Source organism: Agrobacterium sp. P15N1-A (assembly GCF_044626815.1).
GTDB classification, from domain to species: Bacteria; Pseudomonadota; Alphaproteobacteria; order Rhizobiales; family Rhizobiaceae; genus Agrobacterium; species Agrobacterium leguminum.
In genome coordinates this window covers 23,615-42,008 of sequence record NZ_JBIUPF010000012.1, presented here as the reverse complement: position 1 = coordinate 42,008, position 18,394 = coordinate 23,615, and the positions used below count along the sequence as shown (strand labels likewise).

Sequence of the window (18,394 nt, the reverse complement as noted above, 5' to 3'; positions counted from 1 at the left end):
ACGATCGATCATAATAACAATATCATGATATTGTTATTATGATCGATCGTCACCAATTTCTATCGCCTTTTCAATCCACTTCCCAATCATATCCCTTCCGGATTCACCTATAAATAAATCCACGTCACTACAAAAACCTATATAAAATCACCCGGTTATACAGCAGTAAATTGCCTGCGCGCAAACCAGTAAACTCTACCGGTCGAATCCCCGCGCCCTCCTTAAACAATGATGCATTTAAAATTATTTATATGTTTTAGACTTCATTATTATTAAATTATATGTTTTTCGGGCACCTTCCTCGCCCCCTATTCAATCACAGCCACCTTCGCTCACCCTCAATCACCACAGGTAATTCACTCCACCTAAAAAGTATAAATATCAAAAATATATGTATTAATTGCAATTATATAGGCAAAATATTCCGACGTGAATATCTTTCAATGCATCCACACCTGAGGAAATCCGCGCCTACGGACAGTGGTGGGTCAAACAGAAGATCGGCAGACGAACATTCCGCCAGTTGCCTGCCCGCAGCCCATCGCCCCTCGGGTTTCTCGATCTTCTGACTTCACTATCCAAAAATAAGGGATCACAAATGATTCTTTATTTGCGATATAAATCTATTAGGGATCATTTTTGATCCTATAATTTCTTGATAAACCGCCTAGCAATAACAGATCATATATGATACTATTGCCAAAAATTTTCCCATAAAGGATCATGTATGATTCCTAATCAGAAGCCTCCAATAGGTAACATCGAGACAACTATGCGCGATCTAGGCACCAGATTGGCTCGGGTTCGCCTTAGTCGCAACCTGACCCAAGCACGACTGGCGCAGGAGGCCAGAGCTTCGCTGCCGAGCATCAAGCGGCTGGAGGCTGGCCGGAACAGCTCGCTCGATACCCTTCTCCGTGTATTGAGAGCACTTAACCTGGGCGATCGCATTCTCGACATCCTCCCCAACCCGGACGTTCGACCGGTCGAGCGAGTCCAGCATGACGGCCACGAGCGGCGGCGCGCACGAACGCAGACAGAAGCCCCAAAAGCCAGCGATTGGGCGTGGGCCGAGGAGGATGAGCAATGACGGATGCGACCGTCCGGCTATGGGGTAGAGATATCGGTGCCGTTAGTTGGCTCGACGACAGAGCGATCGGCGTATTCCAATACATGCCTGAGTTCGTCCAAAGCACCATAGAACTGGCGCCGATCATGATGCCGCTGCGCCCCGACCCATACGAATTCCCCGGTTTGCCCCGTGACGCCTTCAAGGGTTTGCCCGGCATGATCGCCGACTCCCTCCCTGACAAATTCGGCAACGCTCTGATCGATACATGGCTCGCGACCCAGGGACGATCGGCCGGCAGCTTCAATCCGGTCGAGCGCCTTTGTTATATCGGTACGCGCGGCATGGGCGCGCTCGAGTTCCATCCCACGATCCTCAAAGGGCCGCGCAAATCCCAACGCCTTGAGATCGATGCGCTGACCAAACTCGCCAACGAAGTCCTCAACAATCGCGCCAACCTTGCGGGCGTCCTCAAGGGCGATGACGACCACGAAACCCTGCAGGAGATCCTGCGCGTCGGGACATCCGCAGGCGGCGCACGCGCCAAGGCTATCCTTGCATGGAATGAAAAAACCGGGGAATTCCGATCCGGTCAGGTCAAAGCCGGTGAAGGTTTCACCTATTGGCTCATGAAGTTCGACGGTATCTCCAACAATCGTGACAAGGAGCTGGCCGATCCACAGGGCTTTGGCCTTATCGAGTACGGATTCTTTCTCCTGGCCCGCGCCGCCGGCATCGACATGACCGAATGCCGCGTCCACCATGAAGGCGGCCGATCGCATTTCATGACACAACGCTTCGATCGCACCGCCAACGGCCAGAAGCTCCACATGCAGTCGCTCGCAGCCTTGCGCCATTATGATTTCAACGCGGCGGGAGCTTATTCCTACGAACAGGCGGTCGAGACGATACGGCTCCTCGGCCTTCCCGCTTACGACATCGAGCAACAGTTTCGCCGAGCGGTTTTCAACATTCTTGTCCGGAATCAGGACGACCACGTCAAGAACATCGCCTTCCTGATGAATAGAAAGGGTGAATGGCGGCTGTCACCAGCGTTCGACGTCAGCTATGCCTACAATCCGGATGGAAGCTGGACCCATCAGCACCAGATGAGCCTGAACGGTAAACGCGATCATTTCGAGCTGTCCGATCTTATCCAGTTCGGCATTTTCTGCGACCTCAAGCCCAAAAAGGCCGAAGAAATTATCCGCGAAATGCATACGGAGGTCGAAAACTGGCCAGCCTCCGCGGAACAGGCCGGTGTAGCCGAAAAGACCGCGCAAATTATTCACCGAGCCATGCGGCGAGAAATCATCATTCCAGCCTAAGACACGGGACCTGATCAATCATGCTAAGGAGAGACCGTCGATAGAGGAACCCGGCATGCGCGAGGCACGGCCTCACAACCCCTGCAAGAATGTGGAGTAGCAATAGCCTGCCGATCACGGCTAGAATATCTGCTCAGAAGAATCGATGGTGAGGCCATGAAAACGGATATCGGACATCTTCCGCAGACAAAGCAGCGCGAACTGGAAAAGGTCGTCCGGATCATCCATGAAGAGTTCACCGGCATTGTCGAGCGTTCGAAGTCCGACGCCAAAAAGAACGGACGGATTTATAAAATCATTCTGTTCGGTTCCTACGCGCGTGGCACATGGGTCGATGAACCCCATACCTCAAAGGGTTATCGATCAGATTTCGATATTCTCGTCATCGTCAGCAACAAGGAACTGGCCGACCCCAAATACTGGGACAAGGCAACCGACCGGCTGATGTGGGACAAGGAGATCGAAACACCCGTCGGCCTGATCGTGCATGGTGCCCGCGAGATCAGCAACTTTTTGCATGACGGGCAATACTTTTTCGTCGATCTCGCCCGCGAAGGCGTTATCCTCTACGAATTCGACGACAGACCACTGGCTGAGGCGAAACCTCTCAGCCCTGCAGACGCACTCCGGCTAGCCGAGGAGCATTTCCGCAGGCATTTTCCTGACGCGCAAACCTTCATCAAGTTGGCTGGTTATGCCCTGAAGGATAACAATACGAACATCGCCGCTTTCCAGCTTCATCAGGCAGTCGAGACGGCCTACAACTGCTATCTCCTGACGCTGACCAACTACACTCCGGCTTCGCATAACCTCAAATTCCTGCGCGGACTTTCGGAGGATCGTGATCGCCGCCTCGTTGACATCTGGCCGCGCGATCATCATCGCTTTACCGCATGGTACAACATTCTCAACGAGGCCTACGTCAAGGCGCGCTATTCGAAGCGTTTCGAGGTTTCCGAAGAAGCGCTTGCGTGGCTTCAGGAGCGAACGGCAGAACTTCACGTCCTGATCGAGGCACTCTGCCGGGAGCATATTGAGACGCTGCAACAGGCAACAAAACCCTGACGATGACGCCAAGCAGTGGACCCGTGCGCCGCCGTGGGCCAATCTTAGCCAAAGCTTTCAGCGAACAACGACATCGACACCTGACAGATGATTGTCAAAGTTCTCCGGCAGCCTTACATCGAACAGCACTCCTCGACCTTGATGCGTTGACATCACAACTGCTGTATAAAAATTAGGCCGATATCGAACCTGCGCACGACAGGCGTTGACACTTTTCTGCCAACCCGTCAGCCTCTCAACATGACCCCGACGACCAGTTTCATTTCCGAGCTTGTCCGTGACGCCAACCGGTTGGATCGTCTGGATGCCTATCAAAAACGACGCCTGCTTGAGCGGGCTGTTACGACCATCCGCGACATGCGTCAAACAATCGGAATTCCCTCCGGCCCCGGCCGTGACTGTGTCGTGGACATTCACACCGTGGCCTTGTCGATTGAGCGGGGCTGGCGCTCGGATGACGACGTGCGCAGTGCTCTTCTGAAAGCAGCCGGCATGGTCCGTGATCTTCATATCGTACTCGACAGCAAAACCGGAATACGCATTGCCAAGCCGACCGGCTGAGAGCCTGTTAGGCTGATTTCACAAGAAGGCGTCAGGTGACCGATGACCTGAACAGTTGCCGGACATTTCGCCTGCACCGTTTCGGGCCATAACAGGGAGCAGTGCCGTGACGAGTTCCTTCAGAACCCGGACAAAACATCACCGCTGATCGCTGTCGTCGCTGTCATCCTGCCCGGCCTGTATCGATGCGGATTCAACAATATCGGCGAACAAGGCAAGGTCTGCATCACGCGTCAAAAAGGCCGGAAGTTCTTTTGCTAGCCACTGCCGCAGTTCAGCATGATGACGAGTTTGATCATTCCGCTGCAGCTGCTCCAGTAGAAACGATCCAAGCAAAATCTTGCGACGCGTTGCCTGCGCCCGTTCCTGTTTGTCGAGCCGCGCCTGCAAGGCTTTCCGGCGTTCTTCCAACTCCCTGATACGCTGTTCGATCGGCCTGCGCATATCAGTCATTCCCCATGATGCGTTTGTTTCTCCTATTCAAACACGAGCAATGACCTGTTGGCGACTACTACTTTTAGTAGTCGAAACCGCCATTCGATGTTGCTAGCGTCGCTACCGGCAAACAGACAAGGGCGCACTTACGACTTGCACCGCAGTTGAGCGCTGAATTTCCCCGTTTGCGGATCGGAGATTTCGTTTGGCGATTTATCATCTCAGCACCAAACCTGTCTCGCGCTCATCCGGCCGCAGCGCTGTGGCATCTGCCGCCTACCGTTGCGCGGTTCTTCTCACCAATCACCGCGACGGCCTCGTACATGACTTCACCCGGAAAGAGGGTGTGGAGCATAAAGAGATCGTGCTGCCGGAAGGTCTTTCTGCCGATTGGGCCTTGGATCGTTCGGCTTTGTGGAACGCTGCCGAGTTTGCAGAAAAGCGCAAGGATGCCCGTGTCGCCCGCGAATTCGAAATCGCGCTTCCGCGTGAGCTTTCGCCAGAAGGGCGACTGAAGGCTGCGCGCGCCTTTGCCCAGGATCTGGCAAACCGCTATGGCGCGGCAGTGGATTTTGCCATCCATTCGCCAGGTGAGCACGGTGACATCCGGAACTACCACGCGCATGTGCTGATGACGACGCGGCAGGTTGGTAGAGCCGGCCTTGGCGAGAAGACCCGTCTTGAGCACAAGAACGCACGGCTGTTGGCAAATGGTATGGCGACAACCGACATGCAGCTTCAAGATATCAGGCAATCATGGGAAGGCATCGCCATCCGTCAGCTTCAAAGCGAAGGCCTGGATATCCGCATCGATCATCGCTCACATGCGCAGCGCGGTCTTGAGTTGTCGCCGACCGGGCATATGGGCGTGCATGCCTCGCAGATGGAACGGCGAGGAATGGCCGTCGAGCGCGGCCGGCTGGATGACAAGGCAGCACGGCGAAATGCCGAGCTGATCCGCCAAAAACCGGAACAGGTTTTGTTGCTGATCAGCAATGAAAAGAGCGTGTTCGATCGGCGCGATATTGCCAGAACCCTGCATCGCTACATCAACGATGACGCCCAGACGTTCCAGAATGCCTTTGCGGCTGTCATGGCATCACCAGCCCTCGTGGAGCTTCAGGCTGAGCGCATCGATCCTGAAACAGGTGACGTTTCCAATGCGCGCTATTCGACGCGAGAGATGATCGATCTGGAACTCGCAATGGCGCGGTCGGCCAAGCGGTTGCATCAGGCGCATTCCCATCTGGTCGATCCCCGCCATGTCGAGCGTGCAATCGAGAGGCAGAATCGCTCAATCCGGAAAAGCTCTGGCGGAATGGTGGCTACGAGCGATCCACCAGCAGGATTGTCGGACGAACAGCGTCATGCGATCAAACATGTTACAGGCCCTGAAGGCATCGCGGCTGTGGTCGGGTTCGCTGGTGCAGGAAAGTCCACCATGCTGGCAGCCGCTCGCAAGGCATGGGAGGCTCAAGGCTATCAGGTCCATGGTGCGGCGCTGGCCGGAAAGGCTGCCGAGGGTCTTGAAGAAAGCTCCGGCATCCCGAGCCGCACCCTTGCGTCATGGACTTACAGCTGGGATCATGGTCGGGGTATGATCGGCAGCAGTGACGTGTTCGTCATCGACGAGGCCGGCATGGTCGGGAGCCGGCAGCTCGCCCGCTTTATCGGCGAGGCAGAAGAGCGCGGTGCAAAGATCGTTCTTGTCGGCGACCATGAGCAGCTGCAGGCGATCGGGGCCGGTGCACCCTTCAGGGCGATTGCCGAGCAGATTGGCCATGTCGAACTTTCCGACATTCGCCGCCAGCGTCATGATTGGCAGAGACAGGCATCGGTATCCTTTGCGACCCACAAGACGGCCAAGGGCCTGGCCGCCTACCGCGAACACGGCGACATCCACTTTGCGGAAAGCCGCGACGCGGCGATAGCGCAGATCGTGCGGGATTATCTTGCCGATAGTGAGAAGCGTGCCGATGGCACCCGGGGTGCAATGGCCCATCGCCGTGCCGACGTGCGCGCCCTCAATGCCGCCATCCGTTTCGAACTTCAGAACAGACAAAGGCTGGAGCGCAGCCACGGGCTGAGCGTCGGCGCGAACCGTGGGGATGGTGAGGACCGTGGGAAAAGTGAGGACGGTGGAGAACTCACGTTCCAGACCAATAACGGCAAACGCGCCTTCGCCGCCGGTGACCGGATCATCTTCCTCGAAAACAACCGCGACCTCCGCGTAAAAAACGGCATGCTTGGCACCGTTAAGCATGTCGAGCCGGATAAGATCATCGCCCGGCTCGATGGCCGAGGTGGCGACACTGTCAGCATTCCCACCGACACCTACCAGGCGATCGACCACGGCTATGCGACGACGATCCATAAAAACCAGGGCGCGACGGTCGATCGCGCCTTTGTGCTGGCTTCCGGCACCATGGATCGGCATCTGACCTATGTTGCCATGACCAGGCATCGCGACAGCGTGCAGCTCTATGCCGATAGCCAGGAGTTCTCCAGTGCGGGCCGGCTGGTCGATCACGGCGCGGCTCCCTATGAGCATAATCGCCAGGCGCGAGAAAACTATTTTGTGACGCTGGAGAATGACAAGGGCGATCAGCGCACGGTGTGGGGCCTCGATCTCAAGCGGGCCATACAGGTTGCCTCACCACAGATCGGGGACAGGATCGGCCTGCAGCATGAAGGCGCCACGCCTGTCACGCTTCCGGACGGCACAAAGGCCGAGCGCAATGCGTGGCGCGTCGTCAAGGGTGAGGAACTGGCCTACCAGCAGTTAGAAAACCGCCTGTCGCGTTCCGGCGCGAAGGAAACCACGCTGGACTATGTCAGGGACTTTGCCGAGCGGCGGGGCATCGCGGAGAAGCTCGGGGTCAGAAGCGAGATTGAACTTGCTTCCGGCCGTGATGAGCGTCAAGAGGTCCTGCCCCGTGCGGCCCATCTGCAACGGGAACAGCAGGGCCGGCCATCGGAACGTCAGCAGGTTTACGAGGAACCTGCCGGCGATCTGGCCGGCCCTGTTCACCGCCAGCATCCTCGCAATCAGTTCGCCGGAAATATCGATGACGGACGGCGCGACGACCGGACAGAGGACAACAAAGGATATCGCCGCATCCCGTGGTCCGAGGTCATGTTGCAAGACGGCGCCGTGCCCGCCCCCACAAAAGTTGTCGGCCAGCGATCGGCTCTGGAGACCGGCAAGCCCACTCCGCTGGTGCCAGCAATCACCCGTCACGACCACAGTATCGAAGAGGTGGCGCAGCAAAGGGCGATATCCGTGATCGATCAGCGATTCGATACGGTGGAGTCAGTCGCGCGGCACGTGTTCCGTGATCCGGCCGAGGTCGCCGCAAGACTGCGCGCCGCGATGACCGAGAAGGAAGGCAATGGCAAGATCATGGCGAAGGCCATGGCAGAGCAGCCAGAACGCTTCGGGGAGCTGCGCGGCAAGTCAGGTCTGTTCGGAAACAACAAGGAGCGGAAGGAGGCGTTGCAATATGCCAGGTCTCTCTCTGCCCATATCGGCTATGTCTCCGAGGCATGGGAGCGCCGTCTGGGCGAAGAGCGCGAGAGCGAACAGTGGCAACGCGAACAGCGTGACGTGATCGAAGTACCCGGCCTCACCTCGCGCAGCGCCGAAATCATCAGCCAGGTGGAGAAAATGCCGATCGAGAGGCGAAGCAAGTTCATCAAAGAGCTGCGATCGTTACCTGAGGGCCGGGCCGCGCTCGATGAGGCCAAGCTGATAGCCGAAGCACTCACCCAGCGGTTTGGTAGTTCCGATCCTCGCAGGTTCGCCGAAGAACTCGAGACACGCCCGGAGCTCGCAAAGCAGGCTGAGCAGATCCAGATTACCGCCCGTATCGTGAACCGAACGCGCATGGACGAGCTTAGCCATGACCACGCACTGAAACGGCAGCTTGCCCGGTCTCGGGGGCCTGGATTGAGCCGATAATAGGCCGATCCTCATTACTTTGTGCCCGAGCGAATACCCGCGATGGCTAAACTCGTCAATCCGGCGCCTCGAAGGGATGTGAACAAACGACCCGCTATTCCGCCATCTCATGCAGTTGAGCGACATTTACGTTGCGATTTGCGATAGTTTCCCGTCGACACTCCTGCAGCTTGCGGTCCGGCGACAAGTCGACGCCTCTCGTAAAGAGAGGCGACTTCAGTAAGTGTTGTTTGGAGACCAACAATTTTCAGGGCGAGAGCTCTCCCAGGACCTTGCCTTTGGTTTCCACGGCAAACAGCATGGTCACAACAGCGCCGATGATCAAAATGACGGCGAAGGTCGCAAACACGTACTGAATACCCATCGACGACATCACAAACCCCATAAGCATCGGACCGGCAGAGGAACCCAAGCGCAGCCAGGCACTGCCAGCACCCGTCCCGATTGCTCGCATGCGGGTCGGGTAGGTCGCATAAATCCCGAAGCCTACGACAGCGAGTTTCAGGATTTCCGCAACATGCGTCTGGTTACCACTCACGCCATTCTGCGGTGATATCTTCATCATCCGGGAGGCTGAGGCCCGACGCCCTTACGACCGCGTCAATCAGGACGCCAAGTTCGTCGCGCTCCAATGTTTCGATCATCCCGCTTCTGCGGTTGATCTCATTGATCGCAAGAACGATATCCTTGACCGCCGCCCGGATGGTCTTCGCATCCTGCTGGCTGGTTGCGGCCTTCACCGTGTCGACGAACGCATTCAGCGCCGTTTCAGCCGTGGCAATATCGGCCTCGTTGAATAGCTCATCTCCCTCGGCCATGGCCTCCCGCCAGCGTAGCGTCGGAATCTGGACCCGCAATGCGTCGACTTTATCGATATTGCCGGGCACGATCTTCTGCTTGGACAAGGACGCCTTTCGGCGCATGGCCTTGAGCATGGTGCGGTCAGCCTGCATCAGATAAACTGCCATCAGCCGCAAGTCCGCGTCATATTTTGAGATCACGACCATATCGCCGACAGCATATGAGTGATCGAAGCGTTCGGCTGAATATTCCGGTAGTGTGCTGCTCTTGCCTTCCCGAAACGGACCCGTCCCCAGCTTCTCGGCCACGACGTCGCTACTGTCTCCAAACATCAGACCGAACGGCAGCGCCGACATATAGGCGCGTTGCACGGCCCTGATGGTATCCGGCCCAGTAAAGGACAGCCGAGAGACGATCCTTTCCTCGTCGTCCGGCAGGTGTCTTGACCGCACCTCTTCGAATTCGGCACTGTATGCGGAAAGGCTTTCCGCCTGTAGGCCGAAACCGCTATCGAACCCGCCGAAAAATCCCATTTCCGCATTCGTGCGAAAATCGATAGGGTCCAGCTTCTCGTGATGGGCAAGGTAAGACTCGACCACTGGGTCGGCAATGCTGCGGCCAAGTATATCAAAATGATTCATCCTTTGCCTTTCCCTTTGCAGTATTTCTATCCGACATTACCTTGCGGTCATTGTAACATCGAACGAGTTACGTCCGCTTATGGCAGATACCATTGAAAAATTCCGGCGAGCGGGTGTTGAGATCAGATCGCTATCCGTCAACCTGTACGCGCCCGCCTTCGATAACGACATGGCGGCCTTGAAGCTCGACAAAACGCCAATCTTCGCCAATTGAACCATCCGGGAAAACCTGCAGGCGATAACCTCCTGACAGCAATAAGTCGGCCCCGCCGTAGTTGTCTGTGTTGACAGCTATGACGACGAGTTGCTCTGTGGCGTTCACGAAGGAGTTTGTCTCCGCGTCGTAGCCTTTCAGCAGAGATGCAATTTTGATGAGCTGTAGGCTTCCCGATTTAGGGTCGTCATCGTTTGTGCTCGTTCCTTCAGCCGGCTCGACAAAACGATCTGATGTCCCTGTGATTACTGTCTTCTCATCAACGAAGCGCCACGGACATTGAACATGCAGTGCATAAGCACCGACAGTTCCTCTGCCTGACGGATGCGGTCGAACGGTTCCGAAATGGAAAACCTTCATGTCCGCAGCGTTGCGGGCAATGCTCAAGGGCAGCCCTACGAGTACCTGAAGGTAGTTTTCGAGGCGGGTTTGATTATCGTTCTCGGCCATCAAACTGAAACTCGGCTAAATCAGAAATTGATAAGTTTTGGGCAGACCATTGCACACGATAAAGTTAAAAAAATCCATCGCCCTCAAAATGGGTGCGTGTATTCGGTCGCTGGATTGAAGGTCGACATTGCTGGCGCATTGATATCCTGATTCAATTGACACGTCGAATTGCGGAGGATTGAGCGATGATGGGATCGGGGTACTTATTTCCGGGAACCGCAGGCATTATCCATAGCCAAGTGAATCCCTAGCATCTTGGCTATGGCCGTAAGCACCGATCACGAGGATCTCCTCGCTTTTCATTTGGAGTTCGAGCACCCATATCGATTTCAGATACGATTTACCGCCCATTCGAACGATTGATCCAGCCTCTTGAAATCCCGTACCGTCCGCTACCATCGAAGGGGCCGGTCACCGTCCTCCTGCATTTCATCTCGATGTTCCGTGGCGTGCTGATCGCACTGGCGATCTCATCCATGCTGTTCGAGGCGATCAACCTACTCATCGTCTGGGGCCTCTCGGTTATCGTCGATGGCGTGACGCAACAGGGTGCTGCCACCTTCCTGCAGAACGAGTGGCCACTCCTCACCATCCTCGGCCTGCTGATCTTCCCAATCATGCCGATCGTGTCCTTTGTTCTGAATACGCTGACCTCGCATACGCTTGGCATCGGTATGCCGGCCGCCATCCAGTGGCAAGGTCACAAGGCGGTAGAGCGGCAGGATCTTGCCTTTTTTCACGACCTCTTCGCCGGCCAGGTTTCCTCGCGCCTTCAGCAGGTGGCGGCCGCCGTCCAGCAGCAGATCATCGCCAGCTTCCAGTCCATCCCACGCTTTATGGTGCAACTGATCGGCTCGGTGATCCTGCTCAGCGCCCTTGCCTGGGAGCTGACCTTGCCCGTCATCATCTGGATCGCGTTGAATGTCGCTTTCACCATTAGGATCGTCCCGACCTTCGTCGAGCGCTCGCGCCGCACCGCAAAGCAACGCAGCCTGGTGGCCGGCGCAATCACCGATCTTTACACCAACATGCAGATGATCAAGCAGTTTGCCGCCGAAGACAGCGAGGCCGGCGCAATCCGCAATGTCATCGGTAAGTCGGTCAAGACGCAGCAGACCGAGCAGCGCCTCTATCGCAGCTCCGAGCTAACCGTCGTGGTCCTGAACACAGTCCTGTGGCTGAGCATGATGACGATCGGGTTTTCCGGCCTCGTCAAGGGCTTCCTGACGGTCGGAGAATTCGTCGGCGCCGTCTATGTGTTGAACCGTCTGTCGACGCAGATCGTTACATTTCTCCAGATGGGGCAGCAGATCTTCCAGGCGATCGGCACGATCAAGGACGCCATGCCCGTCATGACCACACCGCCCACCATCATCGACCGGCCTGACGCAAGGGAACTCGTGACAATTGGTGGCGAAATTCGCTTTGAGCATGTGCGCTTTGCCTACAAGACCGGGAAGCCGGTTATCGACGATCTCTCACTAACCATCCGCCCGGGCGAGAAGGTCGGCCTCGTCGGTCTCTCCGGCGCGGGCAAGAGCGCCCTTACCCATTTGCTCCTTCGCTTCTACGACATCACGGACGGCGCGATCCTGATCGACGGCCAGGATATTCGTTCCGTCACCCAGTCGAGCCTGCGCCGCGCCATCGGCGTCATCGCCCAAGATGTCGCGCTGCTGCACCGGTCGGTTGGCGATAACATCCGCTACGGTCGACCCGAAGCGACACGAGAAGAGATCGAGACTGCCGCGAAAATGGCCGCCGCCTACACCTTTATATCCGATCTCGCAGACAGCGAAGGCCGCACCGGCTATGACGCCTTCGTCGGCGATCGTGGCGTCAAGCTTTCAGGGGGGCAGCGCCAGCGCGTTGCCATTGCTCGCGTCATGCTGAAGGATGCGCCGATCCTGGTACTGGACGAAGCAACCTCGGCGCTCGACAGCCAATCCGAAGCCGCCATCCAGGAGCGGCTGAACCTAGTGATGGAGGGAAAGACGGTGATCGCAATTGCCCATCGTCTATCGACCATATCGAGCATGGACCGGATCGTCGTCCTCGACCACGGCCGCATTATCGAGGAAGGCACGCCGAACAAGCTCATAGAAGGCGACGGATTGTTTGCACGCCTTTGGCAGCGCCAGACGGGCGGCTTTATTCCAGAAGACATAGCTTGACGGATACCTTTGATCAGAAGGGAGAACCCATGCCCGAAATTCCAATCCGATGCTTTGCGGTATCAGTCGTGCTTCTCCGGATGGTGCCCGCGGGATGCGAAGTGTTGCTTCTGCGCCGGAACCATACGCTGGTTGGCGAATGGTGCCAGATCTCCGGCGCGATCGAAGAAGGTGAAAAGGCGTGGGAAGCGGCGCTGCGCGAAGTCAACGAGGAGACAAATCTCACCTGCGAGCGTCTCTATTCCGCAGACATTTGTGAGCAGTTCTACGAGGCCGATCGTGATGCCATCAGCATGTTGCCGGTCTTTGTCGGCTTCGTGGATGCTAATGCCGCCGTCGTCATCAATCACGAGCACAGCGAGTTTCGATGGGTGTCTTTCGAGACCGCCCCGGGAATGGTGCCATTTGCAGGACAACGTCATGTGTTGAGACATGTGGAGGCCGAATTTGTAAGGCGTGAGCCGGTCCGGCATCTGCTAATTGAAGCGGCCTGTTGAATTCCAGCAGGATTACATCCTCTTTTCCGTCATACCTTAAACCGGCGAATTCGACGTATTGGTTTGACCAACATAAGTTTTCAGACCTAGCGTGCGTCGCGCGGAAACGAAAACGTGGCTCAAATTCACCCGATAATCGACAAGAGCTCTTATCTGCCTCGCCAAAGCCTGCGCCACAGTGCTTTTTCCGGAACCAGGCAGCCCTCCAAGCACAATAAGCATTGGTTATCCTCACTAAGCTAAGAAGCTCTATTACATTTTTGAATTAACGCCTGCGCATAGCGCATCGCTCACAACCCGACACCCAAAGTGACGATTTAAATCACCTGAGCTTGATGAGTCCTGACCTGGTCGGTCGGAATCCGCAACTGTGATAGAATGAACTCAAATGCGGTTCGAAGTCGACATGTAACCAACTCGCTCCGCGCGCTCGCGCTACATTTGTGGCTTCTACCACCATGCGAGCAGCGATACCTCTTCTTCGCATCCGGGGGATAACACAGGTGTCCAGGATGAAGGCGTGGGCACCTCCGTCCCACGCCACATTCACGAAGCCGACCAGCCGATCATCGTCATAAGCTGCAATATGGGCAAGGCTGCGTGCCAGGACGCCGGAGAAGTCTTGTGGCCCTTCGTTGCCCCAAGCTTCTAACCAAAGCACATTCAAGTCGTCTTGGGGCGGGAACGGATCAATCCGAAGCGTCACCATGTTGCCGCTTTCCAGTTACTGTGCACGCGATGTTTTCGAAGGTAACCATGGTAAGGCAGATCCCTACGCGGCCTCGATGAGGAAGACAATGTCGTCGGAAATCGCTGCATCGAAGGGTTGCTTGTGCCAGCCGCCATAGATTGCTTTGGGCCTCAGGTCGCATTTGAGTAGCAGATCCTCGATCTGAGACCTGGACGAGAAACGCAGCTCGCTGAAAGACACCAGTTCTTTGTCGAGAAACTTAAACCGCGTTTCAAACGAAATGCGGTCACCCTCTTTCTTCGACACCTTGCGGGATTGATGGATCGTTTGTTCGCCAAGTGTATGGGTAGCGTCTTTGTCCCACCGCGCCGGCCAGTCGATAGCAGGATTACGTGTTTCGAAGGCAATAACGCTGTCTTGTGCCAGATGACGGCGCATGGTCTCGAACACCGCAAGGATGTCCTGGTCTTCGAGGAAAACCTGGAAGGCGTTCCCGGTCATAATGATGAGATCAAATCTCTTGTCGGACCGGAATGACTGGGCAGTGCTCTCGATCCATTCGACATGGGAACCATATGGCTTTGTCCTCGCGACGTCCAACATGGCGTGTGCTGGGTCAACACCCGTGACCTGATGGCCAAGGGAGGCATATGCGTCGCATAGCAAACCGGTGCCACATCCGAGATCCAGAATGCGTTTTTGTCCGCCCGACGCCAAGCCAAGATAGAAATCGCGATCAACAGACCAGCCACTGTCGAGATCGTAAAGCGCCGCGAGAGCCGGATGTTCATAATGCAAGTCGGGCATGTTAACTCCTTCCGATTTCGTAGTCTCGTACCATCTCCACGAAACTAGTTCGGGCCGGCTTTTCGTCTGAGCCACCTTGTGGGGTTGTACGAACAGTCTGCCAAGATGTCAGTCGATCTCGAAGTTCAGATCTGCCCAATAATCGAAATACGCCCTTACCTGCTTTTTGGGTTCGATTGTGCCTGCGCGCACGAGGGAAGAATACGTTCTCCCGCCGCGGGCCGAAATTTCGGCAATCAACGTTGCAAGACGCTCGCTTGATGCGGCGACGAGGAAAACATCGCGGTCATCGCTCACATAAATAAGCGCATCATTCGGCGACAGAATATACTTGTCTTCATCGACAAATCCACTCTCCAGTTTCACAGCTTCGGAAAACGAGGAGGCTGATGAACCCTCGAGCGGTTTATCCCCGCTTGAGACGAACAATTGACACGAGCCGAAAAATGCCTCGAAGGCTTCAAATTCGGCATCATCTAGCCAGTCCACGCCAAAGAAAATCCTGCAACCGTTCCTGCGGCAGAACTCCTTGTCTATTCCATATCGATCAGATTTCATCTTCGCCTCATGTCGAAGGGCTGCCGGGATATCTGTATTTTCGGAAAGGCCGTCCGTTCGGCTTGATAATATCGAGTGTTGGACCGTTGCTTTTACTTTCAGGTCGTACCGTTACGGTACGGCCATCAGACAGCTTGCCGATCCTAATACCATTTCCTTTGTTGATCGCATTGTCTCCCACAAGGTCGTCAAAATCCTTGTTCGCATCGTCGACCGTCCCAGGCCTGTCTCTGTTGAAATCCTTGTCACCGGGTTTCTGAGTGGAGTCTGCATCCATCTCCCCGATCTTTTCCTTCTCTTTTTTCTCCTTCGCCTCCGCGCAGTCCCCCGTACAGTCAGACGCGTCATCGTTTTGCAACGCGTTGTCCGCGTCTTCATCCGCCTTGGACATCTGTTGACTTACGATGTAGGCGCCGCCGATGATTGTTACCGCTGCAAGAACACCATACGCCACCCAGCCAGGCGGTCCTCCCGCCAGAAGCGGCGCGCCGGCAACGAGCGTTGTCATGCGGTTGCCCCGCGCTGCGAAGCCGCGCTAACGGATCGTAGCAACAACCGCACTTTCTCATCCGGTGTCGCTTCTCCCTTGCTCATCATATAGTCGGAGACGCCCGGTTGTTGCGTCAGCCGACCACCCGTTATCAGCTGAAGATAACACCAGCGTCCCAGATCCGCCTCAGAACGCACGCCAAGCGATCTTGCCTCACGAATGTGAGCTCTTATCCAGGTGTCACGCTCTTTCTCATCGAGATCTTTAAGGTGATCTGCAGCATGACGTTCGAGATAATCGGATATCTTGCGGCGCGACGCCTGCTCCCGGACGTCGGAAATGGATGCCATCATATCTTTCGACAGGATTAGCGGCCCACGGCGCGGCCGATCACACGAAAACGCCCTCCTGGCCCGTTTCACTCCGCCACCCCATTCGCAACCTGGTGCGAATAATAGCTGGGTGGCAGGACCAAAAAGATTATCGAGCTGGGTTTCATCGAGTGCAGGAATAATCTGCATCATGACACTCGCATCCGCGTGCCGGAAAGTGAGCGGCTCATGCCCAGCGGACATCACGCTGTCAGAGGCCGAGAGATCGGATTCAGCTGCAGGTGAGGCCTTCTCCCCGCGCAGCAACTCGCTCAAAACCTCAGGGCCCTTCCACGTCTTCGGCACAAATATCCGGTTGAGACCGCGCAGATGCCGATAAAGCCGCTCAGGAGCGAAATCGTTTCCACCCGACCAGAACACCACAGCAGGTTTGCCCTGGCTCAATACGATTATTTTCCGAAGACGCTCCTCTACCGTTATTTTATCACCTTCGGGCACTGGCAGCATTCCACCACCTGTCGGATCACCTCCCTGCAGGGATGTCACCATATGCGCGGAAAGCGCGGCCGAGCGCGCGTGCAGGACCTCTTCGGACAGATCATCCTCGACTTCCCCCACCCATGACGGAGCTCCCGTAGAATAGGATATGGCGGCTTGGTAAGGATCGACCAGCCAAGGCCCGCCGAGGATTACGTCGTAATCACCGTCCGCATAACGGTAGAGCGGCCGGTGGGCAACGTTCGCCTCTTTCAGCAGTTGCGGCAGATCGCTGTATTGCGAGCCATCCATGGCGGCGTAAACACGCTTTTGCGGATTGGCCGCGAGTTCGCAAACTGCTTTCAGCAAAGCTTGAGAGGCCGTGTCCTGTCGTCTCTCGTCACTGGGATCACGGAGCATTAAAACTATCCCCGCACCATCGGCATCGATCTCGCCGCCATATCTTTCTGACAATCGGTGCCGCCAGCGTCTCCGGTTTTACTCGAGCCGGAACGATCACCGATAAAAACATTGGAGGAGCCCGTTTGCGCCTGCCCGCCACAATCAATCGCATCCCCCATGCGGCCAGCGGGCTTGCCATTGATGAAGACTGTCGACGAGCCAGCAGCGAGCTTGCGACCATGTGAGGGTTCCGGACAAACCGGGCATCCATGGGGAACATACGCATCACCTACCCGCATCAACGGCTTGTTGTTGACGAATATATTCGGGCTACCGCCCGTCGCAAGCGTAGGCGGGAAATGGCAAGAATGGCCTGAGCCTATGTCGGAACGGCGATGGGCTGGCGGCATATCTATAATCCCCAACTAAAAGTCAGTCTGTTCGAGCAGGAAACGCCGAGTTGCAGAGCCATCCGTGACCGAGCCAGAAACCTGGAAGGTTTCGGTTCCTTTCTTGTAAGAAATTGCTTCAACATAACTTCACGAGTCCTTTCAACCCTCGTAAAATTCAAAGCACCTTCGCAAGATCAGCCTCATGCCGAACAGCAGGGCGATAAACGCGACGAATGCACCGAATGAAAACGGGCCGAATACAATCCACGCGATCGAAAACAGCGCTGCAAATAATGCTACGAAAACGAAATAAGCTGTTTTTTTTCGCATCCTGATGCGTTGCATGTGATTACATTTCCCAATATTTCTTGACGAGCGCTGAATCAACTTGAGTTCCGAAAACCTGTTTGTACTGCTCGTCAGTCATCTGACCGCTGTGGAATCGATCAAGCAGAATATTTCGTATTTCTTCCATTTGCTGCAAGGCACTGTGATAGGCGATTGTACCGCCAACAATCACCACGACGCCTGCCACCCCGGCCGCGGCTCCTAATCTTGCCCCACACCGCTTTTGCAACGCCTCAATAATGGCGCTTCGGCCAACAAGTCGGTCCACACCACGTTTAGCCCCAGCTTTGACAGAACCCTTGTCAATTGCCTCCGCAATCCCGGCGCCGCCCGCTGCCATGCCGGCACCCCACCCGGCCTTATTGAGCCAATAAACAGTGCGCTCCAGATCGGCGTAAATTTCCACGAGTTGCGCGGTAGATTTTCCGAGATTGGCGTACCATTGCGGAAACTCCTGCATCATGATGACGTTACTTCCCAACCCACCTACGAATTCTGAATATGGGTCGAAAACCCCGCTCGTGTTGCCGAGAATTTGGTTGCCATAGTTCCTTCGCGCACTCTTATCGGCGATCGCGGGCATCGCGTAAAGGTGACTTAAAAGTGCAAGTGCTAACTCCGGATTGAGCTCTGTTGCCTGCGGCCGTATCTTAAAGATGGCGCAAAGATTGTTCAGCCTTTGTTTTGATCCCTGATCCATC

19 protein-coding genes and 1 pseudogene are annotated in these 18,394 nt (G+C 55.8%); 7 read left to right on the top strand and 13 right to left on the bottom strand.

Annotated features, from left to right (window positions below; all coding sequences use genetic code 11):
• Window positions 1–727 precede the first annotated feature (727 nt).
• From ACIK7D_RS27260 to ACIK7D_RS27245, 4 genes are all read left to right on the top strand, one after another.
• Complete coding sequence (locus tag ACIK7D_RS27260) at window positions 728–1,090, top strand: helix-turn-helix domain-containing protein (protein WP_400158104.1); 363 nt, start codon at window positions 728–730, stop codon at window positions 1,088–1,090.
• On the top strand, window positions 1,087–2,397 hold the full coding sequence (locus tag ACIK7D_RS27255; RefSeq protein ID WP_400158103.1) for a type II toxin-antitoxin system HipA family toxin: 1,311 nt from the start codon (window positions 1,087–1,089) through the stop codon (window positions 2,395–2,397). The genes ACIK7D_RS27260 and ACIK7D_RS27255 overlap by 4 nt, the downstream gene beginning before the upstream one ends.
• Window positions 2,398–2,553: 156 nt before the next feature.
• Window positions 2,554–3,462, top strand: a complete 909-nt coding sequence (locus ACIK7D_RS27250; protein WP_400158102.1) for a nucleotidyltransferase and HEPN domain-containing protein — start codon at window positions 2,554–2,556, stop codon at window positions 3,460–3,462.
• 240 nt (window positions 3,463–3,702) lie between these two features.
• Window positions 3,703–4,023 (top strand): hypothetical protein, encoded by a 321-nt coding sequence (locus ACIK7D_RS27245; RefSeq protein WP_400158101.1) that lies wholly within the window; start codon window positions 3,703–3,705, stop codon window positions 4,021–4,023.
• Window positions 4,024–4,161: 138 nt separating this feature from the next.
• Here ACIK7D_RS27245 and ACIK7D_RS27240 read toward each other — a convergent pair whose 3' ends face one another.
• On the bottom strand, window positions 4,162–4,476 hold the full coding sequence (locus ACIK7D_RS27240) for a mobilization protein (RefSeq protein ID WP_400158100.1): 315 nt from the start codon (window positions 4,474–4,476) through the stop codon (window positions 4,162–4,164).
• A 187-nt stretch (window positions 4,477–4,663) separates the two neighbouring features.
• On the opposite strand from ACIK7D_RS27240, the gene traA reads away from it, so the two are divergent.
• Window positions 4,664–8,419 (top strand): Ti-type conjugative transfer relaxase TraA, encoded by a 3,756-nt coding sequence (traA, locus tag ACIK7D_RS27235; RefSeq protein WP_400158099.1) that lies wholly within the window; start codon window positions 4,664–4,666, stop codon window positions 8,417–8,419.
• Window positions 8,420–8,666: 247 nt separating this feature from the next.
• On the opposite strand, the pseudogene ACIK7D_RS27230 reads toward traA, so the two are convergent.
• The 3 genes and pseudogenes from ACIK7D_RS27230 to ACIK7D_RS27220 form a co-directional block, all read right to left on the bottom strand.
• Window positions 8,667–8,942: pseudogene (locus tag ACIK7D_RS27230) on the bottom strand (MFS transporter); the annotation flags it as partial.
• Window positions 8,943–8,946: 4 nt separating this feature from the next.
• Window positions 8,947–9,861: a hypothetical protein gene (locus tag ACIK7D_RS27225; protein WP_400158098.1), complete on the bottom strand. Its 915-nt coding sequence runs from the start codon at window positions 9,859–9,861 to the stop codon at window positions 8,947–8,949.
• Window positions 9,862–9,991: 130 nt separating this feature from the next.
• Window positions 9,992–10,525: a hypothetical protein gene (locus tag ACIK7D_RS27220; protein ID WP_400158097.1), complete on the bottom strand. Its 534-nt coding sequence runs from the start codon at window positions 10,523–10,525 to the stop codon at window positions 9,992–9,994.
• 320 nt (window positions 10,526–10,845) lie between these two features.
• Here ACIK7D_RS27220 and ACIK7D_RS27215 point away from each other — a divergent pair, with 320 nt between their 5' ends.
• Together ACIK7D_RS27215 and ACIK7D_RS27210 are read left to right on the top strand one after the other, a co-directional pair.
• Window positions 10,846–12,699: an ABC transporter ATP-binding protein gene (locus tag ACIK7D_RS27215; RefSeq protein ID WP_400158106.1), complete on the top strand. Its 1,854-nt coding sequence runs from the start codon at window positions 10,846–10,848 to the stop codon at window positions 12,697–12,699.
• A gap of 29 nt (window positions 12,700–12,728) precedes the next feature.
• Window positions 12,729–13,196: an NUDIX pyrophosphatase gene (locus tag ACIK7D_RS27210; RefSeq protein ID WP_400158096.1), complete on the top strand. Its 468-nt coding sequence runs from the start codon at window positions 12,729–12,731 to the stop codon at window positions 13,194–13,196.
• Window positions 13,197–13,232: 36 nt separating this feature from the next.
• Here ACIK7D_RS27210 and ACIK7D_RS27205 read toward each other — a convergent pair whose 3' ends face one another.
• The 9 genes from ACIK7D_RS27205 to ACIK7D_RS27165 form a co-directional block, all read right to left on the bottom strand.
• Window positions 13,233–13,418, bottom strand: a complete 186-nt coding sequence (locus ACIK7D_RS27205; protein WP_400158095.1) for a hypothetical protein — start codon at window positions 13,416–13,418, stop codon at window positions 13,233–13,235.
• Window positions 13,419–13,518: 100 nt separating this feature from the next.
• Complete coding sequence (locus ACIK7D_RS27200; RefSeq protein WP_400158094.1) at window positions 13,519–13,905, bottom strand: GNAT family N-acetyltransferase; 387 nt, start codon at window positions 13,903–13,905, stop codon at window positions 13,519–13,521.
• Window positions 13,906–13,968: 63 nt separating this feature from the next.
• A complete protein-coding gene (locus tag ACIK7D_RS27195) occupies window positions 13,969–14,694 on the bottom strand; it encodes a class I SAM-dependent DNA methyltransferase (RefSeq protein WP_400158093.1) in 726 nt (241 codons plus the stop codon).
• A gap of 108 nt (window positions 14,695–14,802) precedes the next feature.
• Window positions 14,803–15,252 (bottom strand): hypothetical protein, encoded by a 450-nt coding sequence (locus ACIK7D_RS27190; protein ID WP_137454944.1) that lies wholly within the window; start codon window positions 15,250–15,252, stop codon window positions 14,803–14,805.
• Between the two features lie 7 nt (window positions 15,253–15,259).
• On the bottom strand, window positions 15,260–15,760 hold the full coding sequence (locus ACIK7D_RS27185) for a hypothetical protein (protein ID WP_400158092.1): 501 nt from the start codon (window positions 15,758–15,760) through the stop codon (window positions 15,260–15,262).
• Window positions 15,757–16,971, bottom strand: a complete 1,215-nt coding sequence (locus ACIK7D_RS27180) for a hypothetical protein (protein ID WP_400158091.1) — start codon at window positions 16,969–16,971, stop codon at window positions 15,757–15,759. The genes ACIK7D_RS27185 and ACIK7D_RS27180 overlap by 4 nt, the downstream gene beginning before the upstream one ends.
• Window positions 16,972–16,976: 5 nt before the next feature.
• The gene (locus ACIK7D_RS27175; RefSeq protein WP_137454941.1) at window positions 16,977–17,363 is read right to left on the bottom strand and encodes a PAAR domain-containing protein; all 387 of its coding nucleotides are present in this window, start codon (window positions 17,361–17,363) and stop codon (window positions 16,977–16,979) included.
• 141 nt (window positions 17,364–17,504) lie between these two features.
• Entirely contained in the window at window positions 17,505–17,690 is a 186-nt protein-coding gene (locus ACIK7D_RS27170; protein WP_400158090.1) for a hypothetical protein, read from the bottom strand.
• A gap of 4 nt (window positions 17,691–17,694) precedes the next feature.
• Window positions 17,695–18,393, bottom strand: coding sequence for a hypothetical protein (locus tag ACIK7D_RS27165; RefSeq protein ID WP_400158089.1), 699 nt, complete (start codon window positions 18,391–18,393; stop codon window positions 17,695–17,697).
• Window position 18,394 lies beyond the last annotated feature (1 nt).

Bases quoted from the DNA above. Each gene is read 5' to 3' on its own strand.
- ACIK7D_RS27260 (WP_400158104.1), top strand. From the start codon at position 728: ATGATTCCTAATCAGAAGCCTCCAATAGGTAACATCGAGACAACTATG.
- ACIK7D_RS27255 (WP_400158103.1), top strand. From the start codon at position 1,087: ATGACGGATGCGACCGTCCGGCTATGGGGTAGAGATATCGGTGCCGTT.
- ACIK7D_RS27250 (WP_400158102.1), top strand. From the start codon at position 2,554: ATGAAAACGGATATCGGACATCTTCCGCAGACAAAGCAGCGCGAACTG.
- ACIK7D_RS27245 (WP_400158101.1), top strand. From the start codon at position 3,703: ATGACCCCGACGACCAGTTTCATTTCCGAGCTTGTCCGTGACGCCAAC.
- ACIK7D_RS27240 (WP_400158100.1), bottom strand. From the start codon at position 4,476: ATGACTGATATGCGCAGGCCGATCGAACAGCGTATCAGGGAGTTGGAA.
- ACIK7D_RS27225 (WP_400158098.1), bottom strand. From the start codon at position 9,861: ATGAATCATTTTGATATACTTGGCCGCAGCATTGCCGACCCAGTGGTC.
- ACIK7D_RS27220 (WP_400158097.1), bottom strand. From the start codon at position 10,525: ATGGCCGAGAACGATAATCAAACCCGCCTCGAAAACTACCTTCAGGTA.
- ACIK7D_RS27210 (WP_400158096.1), top strand. From the start codon at position 12,729: ATGCCCGAAATTCCAATCCGATGCTTTGCGGTATCAGTCGTGCTTCTC.
- ACIK7D_RS27205 (WP_400158095.1), bottom strand. From the start codon at position 13,418: ATGCTTATTGTGCTTGGAGGGCTGCCTGGTTCCGGAAAAAGCACTGTG.
- ACIK7D_RS27200 (WP_400158094.1), bottom strand. From the start codon at position 13,905: ATGGTGACGCTTCGGATTGATCCGTTCCCGCCCCAAGACGACTTGAAT.
- ACIK7D_RS27195 (WP_400158093.1), bottom strand. From the start codon at position 14,694: ATGCCCGACTTGCATTATGAACATCCGGCTCTCGCGGCGCTTTACGAT.
- ACIK7D_RS27190 (WP_137454944.1), bottom strand. From the start codon at position 15,252: ATGAAATCTGATCGATATGGAATAGACAAGGAGTTCTGCCGCAGGAAC.
- ACIK7D_RS27185 (WP_400158092.1), bottom strand. From the start codon at position 15,760: ATGACAACGCTCGTTGCCGGCGCGCCGCTTCTGGCGGGAGGACCGCCT.
- ACIK7D_RS27180 (WP_400158091.1), bottom strand. From the start codon at position 16,971: ATGCTCCGTGATCCCAGTGACGAGAGACGACAGGACACGGCCTCTCAA.
- ACIK7D_RS27175 (WP_137454941.1), bottom strand. From the start codon at position 17,363: ATGCCGCCAGCCCATCGCCGTTCCGACATAGGCTCAGGCCATTCTTGC.
- ACIK7D_RS27170 (WP_400158090.1), bottom strand. From the start codon at position 17,690: ATGCAACGCATCAGGATGCGAAAAAAAACAGCTTATTTCGTTTTCGTA.
- ACIK7D_RS27165 (WP_400158089.1), bottom strand. From the start codon at position 18,393: ATGGATCAGGGATCAAAACAAAGGCTGAACAATCTTTGCGCCATCTTT.